Annotated in this window: 12 protein-coding genes; 8 read left to right on the forward strand and 4 right to left on the reverse strand. The window is 48.8% G+C overall.

The annotated features are described in order from the left end of the window. Positions 1-2: 2 nt before the first annotated feature. Both ACM9J1_RS05150 and ACM9J1_RS05155 read left to right on the forward strand, forming a co-directional pair. Positions 3-200: a hypothetical protein gene (locus ACM9J1_RS05150; RefSeq protein WP_415580882.1), complete on the forward strand. Its 198-nt coding sequence runs from the start codon at positions 3-5 to the stop codon at positions 198-200. 110 nt (positions 201-310) lie between these two features. After that, a complete protein-coding gene (locus tag ACM9J1_RS05155) occupies positions 311-2407 on the forward strand; it encodes a peptidylprolyl isomerase (protein WP_415580883.1) in 2097 nt (698 codons plus the stop codon). A 145-nt stretch (positions 2408-2552) separates the two neighbouring features. On the opposite strand, the gene ACM9J1_RS05160 is transcribed toward ACM9J1_RS05155, so the two are convergent. Continuing rightward, entirely contained in the window at positions 2553-3479 is a 927-nt protein-coding gene (locus ACM9J1_RS05160) for a GYDIA family GHMP kinase (RefSeq protein ID WP_415580884.1), read from the reverse strand. A 24-nt stretch (positions 3480-3503) separates the two neighbouring features. Next, complete coding sequence (locus ACM9J1_RS05165; RefSeq protein WP_415580885.1) at positions 3504-4823, reverse strand: hydroxymethylglutaryl-CoA reductase, degradative; 1320 nt, start codon at positions 4821-4823, stop codon at positions 3504-3506. 153 nt (positions 4824-4976) lie between these two features. On the opposite strand from ACM9J1_RS05165, the gene ACM9J1_RS05170 reads away from it, so the two are divergent. From ACM9J1_RS05170 to ACM9J1_RS05195, 6 genes are all read left to right on the forward strand, one after another. Continuing rightward, complete coding sequence (locus tag ACM9J1_RS05170; protein ID WP_415580886.1) at positions 4977-6053, forward strand: PA0069 family radical SAM protein; 1077 nt, start codon at positions 4977-4979, stop codon at positions 6051-6053. 144 nt (positions 6054-6197) lie between these two features. After that, complete coding sequence (locus ACM9J1_RS05175; protein ID WP_415580887.1) at positions 6198-8357, forward strand: S9 family peptidase; 2160 nt, start codon at positions 6198-6200, stop codon at positions 8355-8357. A gap of 46 nt (positions 8358-8403) precedes the next feature. Next, entirely contained in the window at positions 8404-10095 is a 1692-nt protein-coding gene (locus tag ACM9J1_RS05180) for a peptide MFS transporter (protein WP_415580888.1), read from the forward strand. Position 10096: 1 nt separating this feature from the next. Continuing rightward, positions 10097-11755 (forward strand): peptide MFS transporter, encoded by a 1659-nt coding sequence (locus ACM9J1_RS05185; protein WP_415580889.1) that lies wholly within the window; start codon positions 10097-10099, stop codon positions 11753-11755. Positions 11756-11757: 2 nt separating this feature from the next. Continuing rightward, positions 11758-13275, forward strand: a complete 1518-nt coding sequence (locus ACM9J1_RS05190; protein ID WP_415580891.1) for a peptide MFS transporter — start codon at positions 11758-11760, stop codon at positions 13273-13275. 58 nt (positions 13276-13333) lie between these two features. Further along, positions 13334-13837 carry a thioredoxin family protein gene (locus ACM9J1_RS05195; protein ID WP_415580892.1) on the forward strand — a complete coding sequence of 168 codons (504 nt, stop codon included), beginning with the start codon at positions 13334-13336 and terminating at the stop codon, positions 13835-13837. Between the two features lies 1 nt (position 13838). On the opposite strand, the gene ACM9J1_RS05200 is transcribed toward ACM9J1_RS05195, so the two are convergent. Next, the gene (locus ACM9J1_RS05200; RefSeq protein ID WP_415580893.1) at positions 13839-15833 is read right to left on the reverse strand and encodes a ComEC/Rec2 family competence protein; all 1995 of its coding nucleotides are present in this window, start codon (positions 15831-15833) and stop codon (positions 13839-13841) included. 102 nt (positions 15834-15935) lie between these two features. Beyond that, entirely contained in the window at positions 15936-16616 is a 681-nt protein-coding gene (locus ACM9J1_RS05205; RefSeq protein WP_415580895.1) for a C40 family peptidase, read from the reverse strand. Positions 16617-16898 lie beyond the last annotated feature (282 nt).

Raw genomic sequence — 16898 nt, forward strand, 5'->3', positions numbered from 1 at the left:
TCATGAAATATCTCAAATACACCTCTTACCTGTTTCTTTTTTTGGCCATCGTCCTTTTGGTGGATGCCATTATGCGGCTCGATCATCCGGACGGCGGCGCCACGTTGAGTTTTATGTTCGCGGCCGTTTGCGTGTTCATGTTTTTCTTCAGGCGCAACATGGCCAAAAGGTTCGAAAACCGCAGCAAAGGCCAACAATAGCAAAGGCATTCGCAAAAAATCAAATTTCTTGGAAATAATCATTTTACAACTGCGATTATTTACAAGATAATTGTATTTTCGCAAACTGAATTTAAAATTACTCAATAAAAATGGCAGTTTTATCTAAGATCAGGCAACGTTCGCTCCTGCTGCTGGTAGTGATCGGATTTTGTTTGTTTGCATTTATCATCGGCGATTTGATCAACAGCGGCAATTTTGGCAGCGTTTCAAAGAATGTAGGTAGCGTTAACGGGCAGGACATCGCTTTTGAGGACTTCCGCGTAAAGGTGGCCAACCTCGAAAAAAGTGGCCGCGGCATGACCGCGACGCAAGCCGCCAACCAGGTTTGGGATCAGGAAGTTTCCATCAAACTGTTGGAAGCCGAATTTGAAAAACTGGGCATCCGCGCGAGCAAGAAACACATCATGGAAGTGTTGGAAGCCAACCCGAACATTGGCCAGAACCCAATGTTCAAGAACGCAGCCGGTAAATTCGACGAAACAAAGTTCAACGAATTCTTCAAGGCCAATCCTGCACAAAAGCAAATGCTCGATGACTTATTGAAAGATGCAGAGTTGAACGCCAAATTCCAGATTTACAATTCACTGGTTCGCGGCGGTGTGTTCACCACAAACCTTGAAGGTAAAATGCAATACGCGAAAGAAATGGACAAAGTCTCTTTCGAATATGTTGCCTTGCCATATTCTTCTATTAAAGACAGCGAAGTGAAAGTGACCGACGACGAACTCGTGGCGTACATGCGCAAAGACGAGAAGCGTTTCAAGGCCGACGAAACCCGCGAGTTGGAGTATGTTTTGGTGGATGAGAAAGCCTCACCGGAAGACGAAGCTGAAGTCAAGAAAACAGTTGAATCTTACTTGATTGGCCGCACCGAATACAATAAAGAAACAGGCAAGAACGACACCTTACCAGGTTTTGCCAATACGCCAAACACGGTAGAATTCGTGAATGAATATTCAGATGTTCCATACGATTCAACGTACGTTACCAAAAAAGACCTTCCGGCGGAGCACGCAGAAGCGTTGTTCAACCTTCCGGTTGGCGGCGTTTACGGACCATACATGCGCGGTCCATACTATTGCATCTCTAAAATGATGGGACGCAAAGCCGGCGGACAGGCGAAAGCCAGCCACATCCTGATTGGTTGGGAAGGTTCGATGGCACAAAACCAGAAAGAGAAAAGGACCAAAGAGGAAGCGAAAGTAAAAGCAGAAGCGTTGCTGGCTCAAGTAAAAGCAAACCCTACATCTATGATGATGCTCGCCCTAACCACTTCTGAAGATCCGGGCTCTGCGCAACAAGGCGGAGATTTGGGTTATTTCGGCCCAGGCCAAATGGTACCTGCTTTCAACGACTTTGTGTTCAATAATCCAGTTGGATCTATCGGTTTGGTTGAGACACAGTTTGGTTACCACGTCATCAGTGTGACTGATAAACAAGATGCTGTTCGGTTGGCCAATGTGGCACGCAAAATCGAGCCGTCTGAAAAGACAACTGACAATGCCTACACCAAAGCCGTGAAGTTCGAAATGGATGTTCAGGGCAAAGATTTCGAGAAAACCGCCAAGGCTGCAGGTTTGACCGTAAACCCGGCCGTGAAAGTGAAAATCATGGACGAGTACGTAGGTTCAGCGGGTGCGCAACGTCAAATCGTACGTTGGGCGTATGAAGATGGCACTAAAGTAGGCGACGTGAAGCGTTTCGAAATCGCGAACGTAGGCAACATCATCGTGAAGTTGAAGAAAATCAACGAAAAAGGATTGCTCGCGATTGACGAAGCACGCGCCATGCTCGAAACCAAATTGAAGAACCAGAAGAAAGCAGAAATGTTAAAGGCGAAGGCCAAAGGCGGATCAATGCAAGCGATTGCTACTGCAAATAAAGTAGCTGTTCAAACTGTAGCCGACCTGACATTGGCCAACCCAATGTTGCCAAACAGCGGTAACGAGCCGAAAGTGGTTGGTGCTGCGTTTGCCGTGGGTGCGAACAAAATGTCGGCCCCGATTGAAGGCAACACAGGCGTCTTCGTAGTAAAACCAACCGTCGTGACAAAAGCACCGGTAATTGCAGACTACGCAGACTATGTGGCCAAAGTGAAAGGCATGACCGGCGGCTATGCCAATAGGGTTATTCCGGCACTGAAGTCTGACGCTGACATCGAAGACAACCGTTTCGATTTTAATTAATTCGAGCGAATGATAAAGAAAGAAAATCCCGGCATGCGCCGGGATTTTTTTCTTTTAGGGCAAACCCGAAAGGTTTCCAAAACCTTTCGGGTTTGCAATTTAACTCATGAAACTTGTCACCGGTACGGGTAAACCTCACCATTTCCTAAAACCCCAAGATCATTTCCCTGTACGGTACAATGGTGTCAAACCCGCGGGCGCGGAAATAGGCTGAAGGATTGCGGTCCGAGACTGCCAGAATAAAATCGCCGCCCCAGCCGCCGAGGCTTTTCACCACGCCGTCAAAGTCCGGAAAAAAGGTTTCGCCCACGGTTTTCATCTCGATGATGTTGCTGATGGCGCTTTCGTGCTCGGCCAATTTCCGTGCAAATACGCCCATATTTTCCGCGGCCACGATTCTTTCGGTGATGCGATTTATCGTGGTGATGTGATCTGGCAAATCGTTCAATCGGTTGTTGTAATACGCTGCAATCGCGGCCTTACTGCTCTGTTTCCGGTTGAGATAGACGAAATACAAATCGTCGGCGAAGGCTGGCCGAAAATCGATGGGGGAAATTTGGGGCGTATCGGCCACCAATTGGTAAATGATCGGCGTGTCGTGTTGTGCGCAAGCAATGTCATAACCGCTACCGCCGAAACTGTTGCGCAGCAACGTGAATGCATCTACATTCGCCCATTGCGCGATATTGTTGATGAGTGTCGAAGAGGTGCCCAAACCCCAGCGGCGCGGGAAGCTGAGCGCGGTCTGCACGCTGAAACCGGACTTGTCCGTCAGGAAAGACGGATTGAGTTTTTGCGCTTCATGCAAAATCCCGATGAGTGTGGTGCGAACAGAATCGGCGGTTTCTGGATGGTTTCCATGCCCGATTTCGTCGAGTTGGATCTCATCGGCGAACCAAATGCTGCCGTCGCTGTCCAGACTTTGCCATGAAAGCGATGGTTCACGTTTAGGCGCTATGGTCAAATTTTGCCCGAAAACAGTGGGCAAGGCGAGTGCTTTCGCACCATCGAGCACAACGTATTCGCCGGTGAGCAGGAGTTTGCCATTGCTGTAATATCGGGTGCTGGACACGGGTTGAAGGTTATTGATGAAACGCTAATTTTTCTTCCGCAACACACTAATGAAATCTACAACTGCCGCGTGTGACACCGGACGCGAATGGAAATGCTGCCTGATTTCCTGGCGTTCTTCCTTGGTGGCGTGGAACTGGCTCATGATGTTGTTCAGGTGCATTTTCATGTGGCCTTCTTGGATGCCGGTCGTAGTGAGCGAACGCAATGCGGCGAAATTCTGCGCCAGCCCGCAGACGGCAACAATCTGCATCAGTTCTTGAGCCGACGGTTTTTCGAGCATGTCCATGGCGAGTTTCACCAGCGGATGCAAAGATGTTAGTCCGCCAACGGTACCGAGCGCGAGCGGGATTTCCATCCAGAAGGTAAACATACCGTCCTCGATTTTGGCGTGCGACAGCGAGGTGTATTTTCCGTCTTTGGACGCGTAGGCGTGAATCCCGGCTTCCACTGCGCGGAAATCGTTTCCGGTGGCCAGCACGACCGCATCGACACCGTTCATGATGCCTTTGTTGTGCGTCACGGCGCGGAACGTTTCCACCTCGGCGATGCGCACGGCCTGCACGAATTTCTCTGCGAAGGCTTCCGGGTTTTCGATGCTTTTTTCGGCCAAATCTGCTACTTTGCACGACACTTCAGCGCGCACGACACAATTCGGGACGTAGTTGGACAAAATACTCATCACGATTTCAATGTCGTCGTCGAGCAGGTCAGACACTTCCGCCTCGGCCTTCATCGTCTTGGCGAATTGCTCCAGACACGAATTGATGAAATTGGCGCCCATCGAATCCTTCGTGTCGAAAGTCGCATGCAATTGGAAATAGTGATCCAGCTTTTGCGTTTGGTTGCGCAGTTCGATATCGAGGATGCCGCCGCCGCGTTGACGCATGTTCTTGGTGAGGTTTTCGGTTTCGGCAAAGAACTTCGGCTTGATATCATTAAAGAAAGTGACTAGTTTTTCTGCGTTGCCTTTGTATAGGAAATGTACCTGGCCGATTTTCTCGCGGCCGATGATGGTGGCCTTGAAACCGCCGCGCGTGGCCCAGAATTTCGCCGATTTCGACGCTGCAGCGACAACGGAACTTTCCTCAATGGCCATGGGAATGGTGTAATATTTTCCGTTGATCAAAAAGTTAGGCGCCACGCCAAGCGGCAGGTAAAAATTCGTGATCGTGTTCTCGATGAACTCATCGTGCAACTGTTGCAATTTTGCATCGGCGTTCCAGTAGCTTTTGATGAGGTTTTTCGCTTCATCCGGATGGGCGAAATAAGCGTTCGCGATCCAATCTATTTTTTCGGCCTTCGACAATTTGGAAAAGCCTGATACGTTGTGGTCTGCGTTCAATGTAGGTGATTTTTATGGCAAAGATACAGGTTGTACGCCATGAAATCACGAATTTTTTTCCACGGAAATGACGCGCCGTTTTTTTATCAACAAGCCATTTTTTTTAACACGATCGGCCATTGGCAAACGCGCATCGGCCGATACTTTTGTAAAATGACTCCAGATCATCCTTACCTAAAAGGCCGCGGTGCCCAAATTAACGTACACAACCGTTTTTTCGCGGAATCGGTAGAAATGCGCGACGATTTCCTGAATTACTGCGCAGCCGAAGGCGACAACCCAGATGACAACCGGACTCATTTTTTGGAAGTTTTCCCGAAGACGATCGTCAACAAAGTGGAAAGCCCGGATGTGGGCATGGCGTGGTCCATGAACACCTACCAAGGCTGCGAACACGGCTGCATTTATTGTTATGCGCGCAATTCCCACGAATATTGGGGTTACAGCGCAGGGCTTGATTTCGAGCGGAAAATTCTCGTCAAAAAAAATGCGGCGACTTTGCTCGAGGAGAAATTGCGCAGCCGGAATTGGCAGGCCGAAAATATCGTCCTATCGGGCAACACCGATTGTTACCAGCCGGCCGAGAAGAAATTTCGCATTACGCGCCAATGCTTGGAGGTGTTCCTGAAATACAAACATCCGGTGGGCATCATCACCAAGAATGCGCTCATCACGCGCGATCTGGATATTTTATCTGAACTCGCCAAAGACAACTTAATTGGCGTAAGTGTTTCCATCACGTCAACGTCGGAAAAAACCCGTGCCTTGCTCGAACCCAGAACCGCAACCATCAAGAAGCGACTGGAAACCGTCCGGATTCTATCGGAAAATGGCATTCCGGTCAATGTCATGTTGGCGCCTATTATTCCCGGCATCAACAGCCATGAAATCCTGCCATTGGCCAAGGCGGCCGCCGATGCAGGCGCACTGTCCATCGGGCATACGGTCGTCAGGCTGAACGGTGCCATCGGCGAAATATTCTCCGACTGGATCCAAAAGGCGATGCCGGACCGTGCGGATAAAGTCCTTAACCAGATCAAGGCGTGCCACGGCGGAAACCTGAACGACAGCCGCTGGGGCGAACGCATGCGGGGTGAAGGTGAGTTTGCGACGATGATCAAATCGCAGATGGCGTTGGCGCGCCGGAAGTTCTTCGCCGGACGGGTTTTTCCGGAATTGAACAAGTCTTTGTTCAGCCAATATAAAGACGGCCAATGGTCTTTGTTCTGACGGCGTAACAAATCCGGACAAATGCGTCAAATGCCCAGCCCGATACGGGAAATGTCCAACCTGGAAACTGCATTTAACAGCTAAAACTACCATTATGTGTATTTTTTTCCTTAAAATTGACGGTTTTTACATTCAGAGTTATTTATGAACAAAACATTCAGGATTACCGCTCTTTTATTATTGATTGCCTTTACGGCCGTTGCACAGCAGAAAATCACTGTCGAACAGATTTATATGGGCGCATTCCGCGCCGAAGGCATGGATGATTTGCAGTCGTTGCGCAACACCAACCAATATACGGTGCTCAACGAAGACGGCGCGTCGCAAACCATTGACTTATACGATTTCGCGACCATGCAAAAAGTTTCCACGCTGGTCAACAGCCGCGATTTCCGTGAACTGCCGCCGATCGCCAGTTACAGCTTCAGCAACGACGAAAAGAAAATCCTCATCGCGTGCAATACCAACCAGATTTACCGCCATTCTTTTACTGCCGATTATTTCCTTTTTGACATCGTCGGCAAGAAACTGACAAAACTTTTCGAGCAGGTTCAGGAACCGACGTTTTCGCCGGACGGGAAGAAAATCGCCTATGGCAAGGAAAATAATTTGTTCGTGTACGACATAGATTCGAAGGCGACCGTTCAAATTACGACGGACGGCAAGAAAAACGCCATCATCAATGGCATTACGGACTGGGTTTACGAAGAAGAATTTGCCTTTGTACGCGCTTTTGACTGGAGTGCAGACGGCTCGACCATCGCGTACATCCGGTTTGACGAAAGCCAAGTGCCGGAATTTTCGATGAACATTTTCCACAAGGATTTGTACCCGAAAGTGGAAACTTTCAAATACCCGAAGGCCGGCGAGAAGAATTCATCCGTGTCGTTGCATTTGTACGACGTCGCTTCGAAAACATCCAAGGAAGCAAAACTCGGCAACTATTCAGATTTTTACATCGCGCGCCTCAAATGGACCAACGACGCCAATGCCTTGAGCGTGCAGGTTTTGAACCGTCATCAGGACAACCTTGATTTGATTTTTGTGGACAAATCGGGCGCATCAAAAGTTATCCTCAACGAAAAGGACAAAGCCTACGTGGATGTCACGGACAATCTTACTTTCCTGAAAGACAACAGCTTCATCTGGACCAGCGAGAAAGACGGTTTCAACCATATTTATGTGTACGACAAAACCGGAAAACTTCGCACACAAGTCACTAAAGGAAAATGGGAAGTCACGGCCTATTACGGTTTCGACGAGAAGAACAAGACTATTTTTTACCAATCGGTGGAAAATGGATCCATCAACCGCGATGTGTATCGCATCGGGCTCGACGGCAAGAACAAAGTAAGATTGACCTCACAAACGGGAACCAACGATGCCACGTTCAGCCCGAATTTCCAATACTTCATCAACACCTTTAAAAGCGCGACAGTTCCGGCGGTTTATACCATGAACGACGCGAAAACAGGCAAGGTCATCAAGACCATCGTCAACAACGACGCGCTGGCGGGAAGACTAAAACCGTATAATTTACCGGCCAAGGAATTCTTCGTCCTGACCACCGAAAAAGGGCATCAACTCAACGCCTGGATGATCAAGCCGAAAGATTTCGACGCCAATAAGAAGTATCCGGTATTGATGTACCAGTATTCAGGGCCGGGTTCGCAACAGGTGGACAACAACTGGAACGCCGCCGACGATTATTGGTTCTACATGCTCTCACAACAAGGCTACATCGTGGCTTGCGTGGACGGTCGCGGTACGGGTTTTAAAGGTGCCGAATTCAAGAAAGTCACCCAGCTACAATTGGGCAAATACGAAGTCGAGGACCAGATTGACGCGGCCAAAGTCATCGGTAATTATCCTTACGTTGACAAATCGCGCATCGGGATTTGGGGTTGGAGCTACGGCGGATTCATGGCGGCCAACTGCCTACTCAAAGGCGCCGATGTGTTCAAAATGGCCATTGCCGTGGCGCCGGTAACTAATTGGCGTTTTTACGATTCCATCTACACCGAGCGTTACATGCACACGCCGCAGGAAAATCCGTCGGGTTACGACGACAATTCGCCGATCAATTTCGCCTCGAAACTCAAGGGCAAGTTGTTGCTCATCCACGGTTCGGGCGACGACAACGTGCATGTGCAAAATACGATGCAGATGATGGAATCGCTCATCCAGGCCAACAAACAATTCGATTCGCAAATCTATCCGGACAAAAACCACGGCATTTACGGCGGCAAGACGCGCATCCAATTGTACAACAAAATGACGGCGTTTATCCAAGAGAATTTATAAATTGCGCTCATTCTATTCACCAGAACTCTAACCAAAAAATTATATAATGACAGAAACTGCGGTAAAAACAGGACACCCGAAAGGACTTTGGGTACTATTCGGAACAGAAATGTGGGAGCGTTTCAACTTCTATGGCATGCGGGCGTTGCTCACGTTGTTCCTTGTGAATTCCTTGATGATGAAAGAGGCCGATGCGTCGCTCATCTACGGTGGTTTCCTCGGGCTTTGTTACCTCACGCCACTGTTGGGCGGTTTCATTGCCGACCGTTTCTTCGGCAACCGCAATTGTATTTTGCTGGGTGGTTCATTGATGGCCATTGGGCAACTTTTGCTGTTTTTCAGTGGAAGCGTTTTTGAAACAAACTTGCCGCTGGCCACAACTTTGATGTGGAGTGCGCTGGGCATCATCATCTTTGGTAACGGTTTCTTCAAACCGAACATTTCCTCGATGGTAGGCAGCTTGTATCCAAAACAAGAGAAAACCAAACTCGATACGGCCTTTACGATTTTCTATATGGGCATCAACATCGGCGCATTCCTTGGCCAGTTCATTTGCCCGATCTTGGGCGATGTGAAAGATGCAGGCGGTGTGCGTGACATCCATGCCTTCAAGTGGGGCTTTTTGGCCGCAGCCGGCGCCATGATTATCGGAACATTGGTATTCCTGGTCTTGAAAAACAAATACGTCGTCACTCCGGATGGCAAGCCAATCGGCGGATTGCCATCTAAAAACGAAGCGTCTGACTACGAAGAAGGCGAGGCGCAGGCAGCGCATTTCACGCCGATGTCTTTGGTTGGTGCGGTCGTGGCCTTCATCGGATTGTTCTTTACATTCCATTACATAACCGACGGCGACAACGTCGTGAAAACCATCATTTATCCAATTATTTATGCCAGCGGTTTGACACTTGCAGGCTTAATTCTCTCCGATAAAACCCTGACCAAAGTAGAAACGCAGCGCATCTGGGTAATCTACATCATGTCTTTCTTTATCATCTTCTTCTGGGCGGCGTTTGAACAGGCGGGTTCGTCACTGACGTTCATCGCCGACAACCAGACCGATCGTAATTTCTTTGGGTGGATGATGCCGGCCTCGATGGTACAAATCTTCAACGGATTGTTCGTCGTGATTTTCGCAGTGCCATTCAGTATTTTATGGGACAAGTTGCGGGCGAAAGGGCAAGAACCAATTTCGACCATGAAGCAATCTTTCGGCTTGGCTTTGATCGCCTTGAGTTATTTCATCATCGCGCACAACGTTAAAGACTTAGGCAACTCCGGATTGCTGGCGATTTATTGGTTGGTGTTGTTATACTTGATCCAGACTTTCGGCGAATTGTGTTTGTCGCCGATTGGTTTATCGCTGGTAGGAAAGCTCGCACCGAAGCGTTTCGCATCACTGGCATATGGCGTATTTTTTATTTCAAACGCTGCCGGATACGCATTGTCGGGCACATTGGGTTCAATCCTTCCCGCGACTGGCGACAAATTCATCAAGGCCAAAGAACTGGGCATTGATTTGCAACCAATCCTCGATAAGACAGTCACACCAACGCCAGAGCAAATCAAGTTGTTGGACGCCAATCAAATCTCCTACGAAAACCCGGTATTTGCTGGATTCGAAATCCACAACTTGTACGAGTTTTTCATGGTGTTCGTGGTGCTTTGCGGCATCGCATCGATCATATTGTTTGCCCTGACACCGAAGTTGAAGAAAATGATGCACGGCATCCGATAGTATGTGGAATAAACACCCTAAAGCGCTCCCGTATTTGTTCCTTTCAGAAATGTGGGAGCGTTTCGGCTATTATTTGATGATCGGGATTTTCACGTTGTATCTCAAAGACGTGGAAGCCGGTTATGCGATGACCGAAAAAGAAGCCTCGGATTTGTACGGCACTTTTATCGCACTGGTTTTCCTGACGCCGTTCATCGGCGGTTTGGTGGCCGACCGGTATTTGGGTTACCGAAAGTCGATTGTCATCGGCGGGTTGCTCATGGGCGTCGGGTATTTCCTAATGGGATTCCATTCACTCACGATGCTCTACACGGCCATGACATTGGTCATCGTCGGCAACGGATTCTTCAAGCCGAACATCTCGACCTTGCTGGGGAATTTCTACAACGATGCGCAATACAAGGATAAAAAGGACGAAGGTTACAACATTTTTTACATGGGCATTAATGTGGGTGCGTTCATCTGCAACTTCTTTGGCGCCGCGTTCAAGATTTTGTTCGGTTGGAAATACGCCTTTATGGCAGCCGGCGTGGGCATGTTCATCGGCGTAGTCATCTTCTTGCTCGGGACGAAACATTACGGCGACAAGACCGACAAAAAAGGCACGCAACCCGGCGATATGCCGTTCTACAAAATCGTGTTGTTCATCTTATTGCCGTCGGTTGTTTTCGGCATCATCGGCTGGATGATCAAAGGCGTGGCTTCAGATGCCAACCCGGACAGTTACATTTTCGGGTCAGACAGCACCGACGCGTTTATCTTCGCGTGTATTCCGGTCATCTTGTTTTATGCCAGCCTGTATTTCCGCGCCAAGCCCGACGAGAAGCGACCGATTGGTGCGTTGCTGGCCATTTTCGGTGTCGTCATTTTGTTCTGGGCCGTCTTCAAACTCAACGGCTCTGCGCTCAACAATTGGGGCGACAAATATACCGACAGGCAACTGGAAGGCAAGTCGCAACAAATCGCATCCAAGCTTATTTTGGTCGATACGCTGACGTATAAAAAAGATTCCGTGGCGTTGTACGACGAAGCCTTTCGCATCCAGAAAGCGGACGGGAAAGTCATCAAGACCTATGATTATCCGTTGTATTTCCGCAATGTCCACAAAGAAAAATTGCCTGAAGACGGCAGCAAAGTCTATACTTGGTCGGCGAATTTAAGCCAGTCCATCAACCCCGGTTGGGTCATCATACTCACGCCGCTCGTGGTCGCCTTCTTCACCTTCTTGCGGCAACGACAGAAAGAACCTACGACACCAACCAAAATCGCCTTCGGGTTATTGATTTCAGCCTTATCGGTGCTCGTGATGGTGGCAGCGGTGCAGGCCGGAAGTAACGGCGCCGAGAAAGTAGGCGTGTGGTGGCTGGTGGCGAATTACGGAGTCATTACGATTGGGGAATTGTTCCTCAGCCCGATGGGGTTGTCCATCGTATCCAAACTCAGCCCGACGAAGATCACCTCGCTCATGATGGGCGGCTGGTTCCTGGCCACGTCCATCGGCAATAAATTGTCGGGCGTACTGGCCAGTATGTGGGACAGTTATACCAACAAAGCCGATTTCTTCTGGGTCAATTTCGGATTGCTCATGTTTGCGACCTTGCTCATGTTCGCGCTGTTAAAACAACTCAATAAAGTCATGGCCGAGAAAGGCATCAGGTAATTATGGAACAGGTACCGGTATCCGATTTAGAGAAAATCCAAAGTTTTCAGGGCAAATATCCAAAGCAATTGTGGTATTTGTTCTTCAGCGAAATGTGGGAGCGCTTTTGCTTTTACGGCATGCGCGGCATGTTGGTGATCTTCATGGTGAGCCAACTCATGATGGACGAAAAAGTAGCAAACTTGCAATACGGCGCCACGCAGGCTTTTGTGTATGCGTTTACGTTCGTGGGCGGTTTGTTTGCCGATAAAATCCTCGGCTATCGGAAATCGCTTTTTTGGGGCGGTTTGCTTATGATCGTGGGCAGCATCATCTTGTCGGTCGATCCGAAGAATTTCTTTTTCATCGGCATCAGTTTTACGATCATCGGGACAGGTTTCTTTAAACCGAACATCTCAACCATGGTTGGCCGGCTCTATAAAGACGGAGACAACCGAACCGATGCCGGATTTTCACTCTTTTACGCCGGGGTAAATCTCGGCGCGCTCATCGGCGGTTATCTTTGCATTGCCGTCGCCGACGGTACGTTGCTTTCCGGAACCGTACCTGAACACTTGCGCTGGAACGTCGCTTTCGGATTTGCCGCCGTGGTCATGATTATTAGTTTGCTCACGTTTACGCAAACCCAAAAAAGCCTTGGCCCGATTGGTTTGTCTCCGTTGGCCAATGCAGCGCCGTCGCACAAGAAAATGCTCGAGGTCGTGACCTATATTGGTTCGTTGGCGGTCATTCCGCTGATTATCCTGATGGTTTCAAAAACCGAATACACCGATTATTTCATGTTCACCATCGGGCCTGCCTCGCTTATTTACCTGTTGTGGGAAATGCGCAACTTTTCAGTTCAGGAAAACAAGAAACTCGTTGCCGCGCTGGTGTTTATCATTTTCTCCGTATTCTTTTGGGCATTTTTCGAGCAGAGTGGTGGCTCGTTGAGTTTGTTCGCCTTGAACAATCTCGACAACAAATTGCTCGGTGTTACAGTAAGCCCGCCGGGTGTCAATAATGCCGCGAACTCGTTATTCGTAATCATCTTTGCCGCGCTTGTCGGAATTGTCTGGCTCGCGATGGCCAAGCGGAAAATTGAACCCAATACGGTGGTGAAATTTGGATTGGGCTTTTTGTTTCTGGCCGGCGGATTTTATGTGTTTTACCAGACGAAGTTTTTTGCCAGCCCCGACGGGATTACATCGCTTAACCTGTTCACTTTTGGCTGGTTCGTGATTACTTTCGGGGAACTCTGCCTGTCGCCCATCGGGATGTCGGCCATGACCAAACTCTCGCCACAAAAAATGCAGGCGGTCATGATGGGCATGTGGTTTCTAGCTTCGGCCTATGGACAATATCTCGCCGGGATTTTGGGTGCCAATATCGCAGAAGCTTCAGAGAACGCATCGAATCTCGACAAATTAAACATCTATGCAGACGGTTACCAGCAGCTGGCCATTTACGCATTGATTGCCGGAATCGTGCTGATTGTCATATCGCCATTCGTGAAAAAATTAATGCAGGAAGTGAAATAAATTGGCTATTTTTCGGCACCGTATTTGTCATGCGGCGCCGTCTTAAAAATAATTAGAAATGAAAAAATTGATGATTGCCCTTTTGCTCGTCTCAGGAAGTCTGACGATGCAGGCGCAAGATACAAACGATGGAGGTAAAGGCCAGGTTTGGTATAGTGATGTCAAGGAAGCCATGAAGGTTTCTAAAAAGAAGAAAAAGCCGTTGATGTTGTTCTTTACCGGAAGTGACTGGTGCGGCTGGTGTATCAGGTTGCAGAAAGAAGTCTTCAAAACGCCGGAATTCACCAAATGGGCCAAGGATAATGTCGTATTGGTGGAACTCGATTTTCCGCGCAAGAAACAACTCCCGGCCGAACTCCAGAAGCAAAATATGGAATTGCAGCAAACCTTTCAGGTGCGCGGCTACCCGACGGTCTGGATTGTCAACGCCACGACCAATAAAGACAAACAAGTCAATTTCGAGCAATTGGGTACAACCGGCTATGTAGCGGGCGGCCCGTCGAAATGGCTTGAAGGCGCCAATCAAATCCTGGCCAACAACAAGAAGAAGAAGAAATCGTAACTTATTCTGACAAGCTAAAGAATCCCTTTTCCCTCGTGTAGTGAAAAGGGATTTTTCTTTTTCGGCAAGTGGCTTTCCACCGCACGACGTCTGTGTTGAAATTAGATGCGTCGGCCACGATGATTTCCGGCCGATGGTTTTGAAGCCAGCGTTCGAGGTTAAATTGCGGCGACTCAGACAAAATCAAAACATCCGGTTGGGCTTCCGGTAACGGCATTCCTTTTTTGAGTAGCAGTATTTTTTTTCGTCCGAACCAAAATGTGCGTGCGGGTTTCATCTGTCGGACGTCTGAAACGAATCGATGCAACGCAAGGTCAGACACCGCATTTACCCGATGGCCATACAAAACCGCCTTTCGGTTTCGTTGTGCGATGAGGACGGTTTGTTTCGGCACCTGCAAGACGATAAAATCCTGTTGCATCGCATGATATTTAACCGATGCTAGTGTGGAAACCTGTAGCGCAAATGCTGCAGCCACGATCCAGACAAACCGTTTCGCGGTTGGTTTTCGGGTCCAACTTCCGAATGCAAAGAGCAATAAGTACGCGGCTATGAGCATCCATGAATTGCAAGGGATTTTCCGCAGGACGAAATCGTCTAGCGCGGCAACTTTCCCAATTACAGTGTTCATGATGTAAATCGTTTTTTCGAGTACGTCCGGAAGCATCGGCAAAGCGCATCCAAACGCAGCCGGAATCGTCGCGACGGCCGCCAAACCCATGATGACGCTGAGCATTGGGATGACCACCAGATTCGTCACGAAAAAAAGCATCGGGAATTGATGGAAATAGAAAATGCTGAGCGGCAACGTGCCCAATTGTGCGGCAAAGGAAACCGTCACGATGTCCCAAAAGTATTTGACGATTTTGGATTTTGGTGTCCAAAGCGCGCCCAACGCCGGCTGCAGCCAAATAATGAAAAACAGCGCTGCATAACTCAACTGGAAGCCCACATCGTTGATGAACGCCGGGTTGAGCAACAAGATGAGCAACACCGAAACGAGTAACGTATGGTAAATGTTGGCGCTGCGGTTCAGGCTGTTCCCGATGGCTACAAACGAAAACATCGTGGCCGCGCGCACCACGGATGCCGACAATCCTGCGATGAATGCGAATGCCCAAAGCAGCAACACAGTGGCGGCCACCCGGATCAAGTTGTAGCGTCGGGTTCTAGGCAACCGGTTGAGCAGAAAGTTAACAAACAGTAGCACAAAACCCATATGCAGCCCGGAAACCGATAGGATGTGCACCGCGCCGGCCGCTTGGTAGTCAGATACGATATCCGGCGAAATGTCCTGCTGCTGACCCAACACCAATGCATGCAACACTTGCAATTCACGCTCGTTAAACCCGGATTGCCGTAATGTCCGGATGATTCGGTTGCGTGTGGCATCGGCATAATGGGAAAGATTTTTCTCCAATCCGGTTACCTGGTGATTTTTCTCCGTCAGGAAGAATTGCGCGGCGATGGCTTGGTCGTCGAGGTATTTCCCATAATCGAATTGCCCCGGATTCAGCGGCGGCTGGTTCATTATGATCTCGCCAAAAGCCAGTACTTTGGTTCCGATGGCAAAATGTGCTTCGGGCGCGGCTTGCAGCAGGATTTTCCCGGTAGCCGGTTTTCCATCTATCTGTAGTAGTTCGGCCACAAATCGCGTACGTTTCGGGCTTGATTTCCGCTTTTCGGAGACGACAACCATCAACTGCTGTGGTTTTCCGTCCGTCGTGAAATGCCGAAAATGATTTTTCCGGTGATGAAACGTGTGGACGCAATGACACAACGCGCCGCAGCCGAAGCCGACCAGCAGTAACATCGCACCGAAGTAGCTTCGCCATTTGGACTGTCGCGCCAACCAGAATGCCACGAGAAACAACACCAACGATAGGGCATTTGCCGTCAGGACAACCGCAATCTCAGGCCGCACGACGTATGACCAGACAATGCCGGGGATGAAACCGCACGCCAAACGCGCCAACGGGAATCGCAAAACTTCCATAGCGGAAATTACGTGCGTTGCGGCAACGGTCATTACGGTATTCCCGTATAAAAAACAAAAAACCCGGATGTTCGGTCCGGGCTTCCAATTTATCGTTGTCGATTACATAATGACGCGATTGGCTTGCGCCAGTGTACGCTTGTAATACGGTTCTTTAGTGGAGGAGATAATCACCCCTTTTTTCGTGGATGAATGGATGAACGTAATGTCTTCGCCATCGTTCTCGATGACCATACCTACGTGGTTGATCGTGCTTTTGCCGTTGGTACGGAAGAAGACCAAATCGCCTTTCTTGGCGTCGGCTGGGTCAATCTTTTCGCCGACCTTGGCCATTTCCCAAGAACTGCGTGGCAATTTCATCCCGAAAATGTTGAACACGGCCGTTACCATTCCGGAGCAATCCATACCCGCGCGAGACGTGCCGCCGCCGCGGTAGTGTACGCCCAGGAAATCCATGGCGTTGTTGATCATTTGCACGGAAAGGTAATTTTCTGTTGGGCCAATCACCAAATCGGAACCGTTGTCTTCATCAACCACAACGGTGCGCTTTTTCTTTGGCTTGGCCGTCACTTTGGGTTTGGTGACCGCTACCGGTTTTGCCGATGTAACCGTTGCGGGTGTTTTAGTGTTTGGTTGTGCGGTAGTAGCCGAAACTTGGGGTTTCTTCTCGGCCGGCGGTGCGTAAACGCCTTTTTTTACCGCTTCTTTTTTGCTCGTCACGATTTGGGACTGTACCGTGAATGAGGCAAGAACGAAGAAAAGTAACAGGATTTTGTTCTGCATATTTTTATTTTTTATGTCGCCGGCCATCCGGTTGATTATGAATAAAAATCCAAAAACAAAGTAGGATTTAATTAAAAGGAAACGGACACTTGTTAATATTTATTATAAAACTTTTTCCAAAAATACCATTTATTCCACTTTTGAAAAAGCAAAACATATTAAAGTTTTATAAAATTTACTCTTGCGGGTAGGTAAAAAGGTTGATTGTAAGAATTTTGGCTAAAAATGTTGGCTCGCTATCCCTTTTTCGGGCGTTGCCCCTTCCCCGAAGATAAGTTACCG

This window comes from Flavobacterium longum (assembly GCF_965137575.1).
Lineage (GTDB): Bacteria > Bacteroidota > Bacteroidia > Flavobacteriales > Flavobacteriaceae > Flavobacterium > Flavobacterium longum.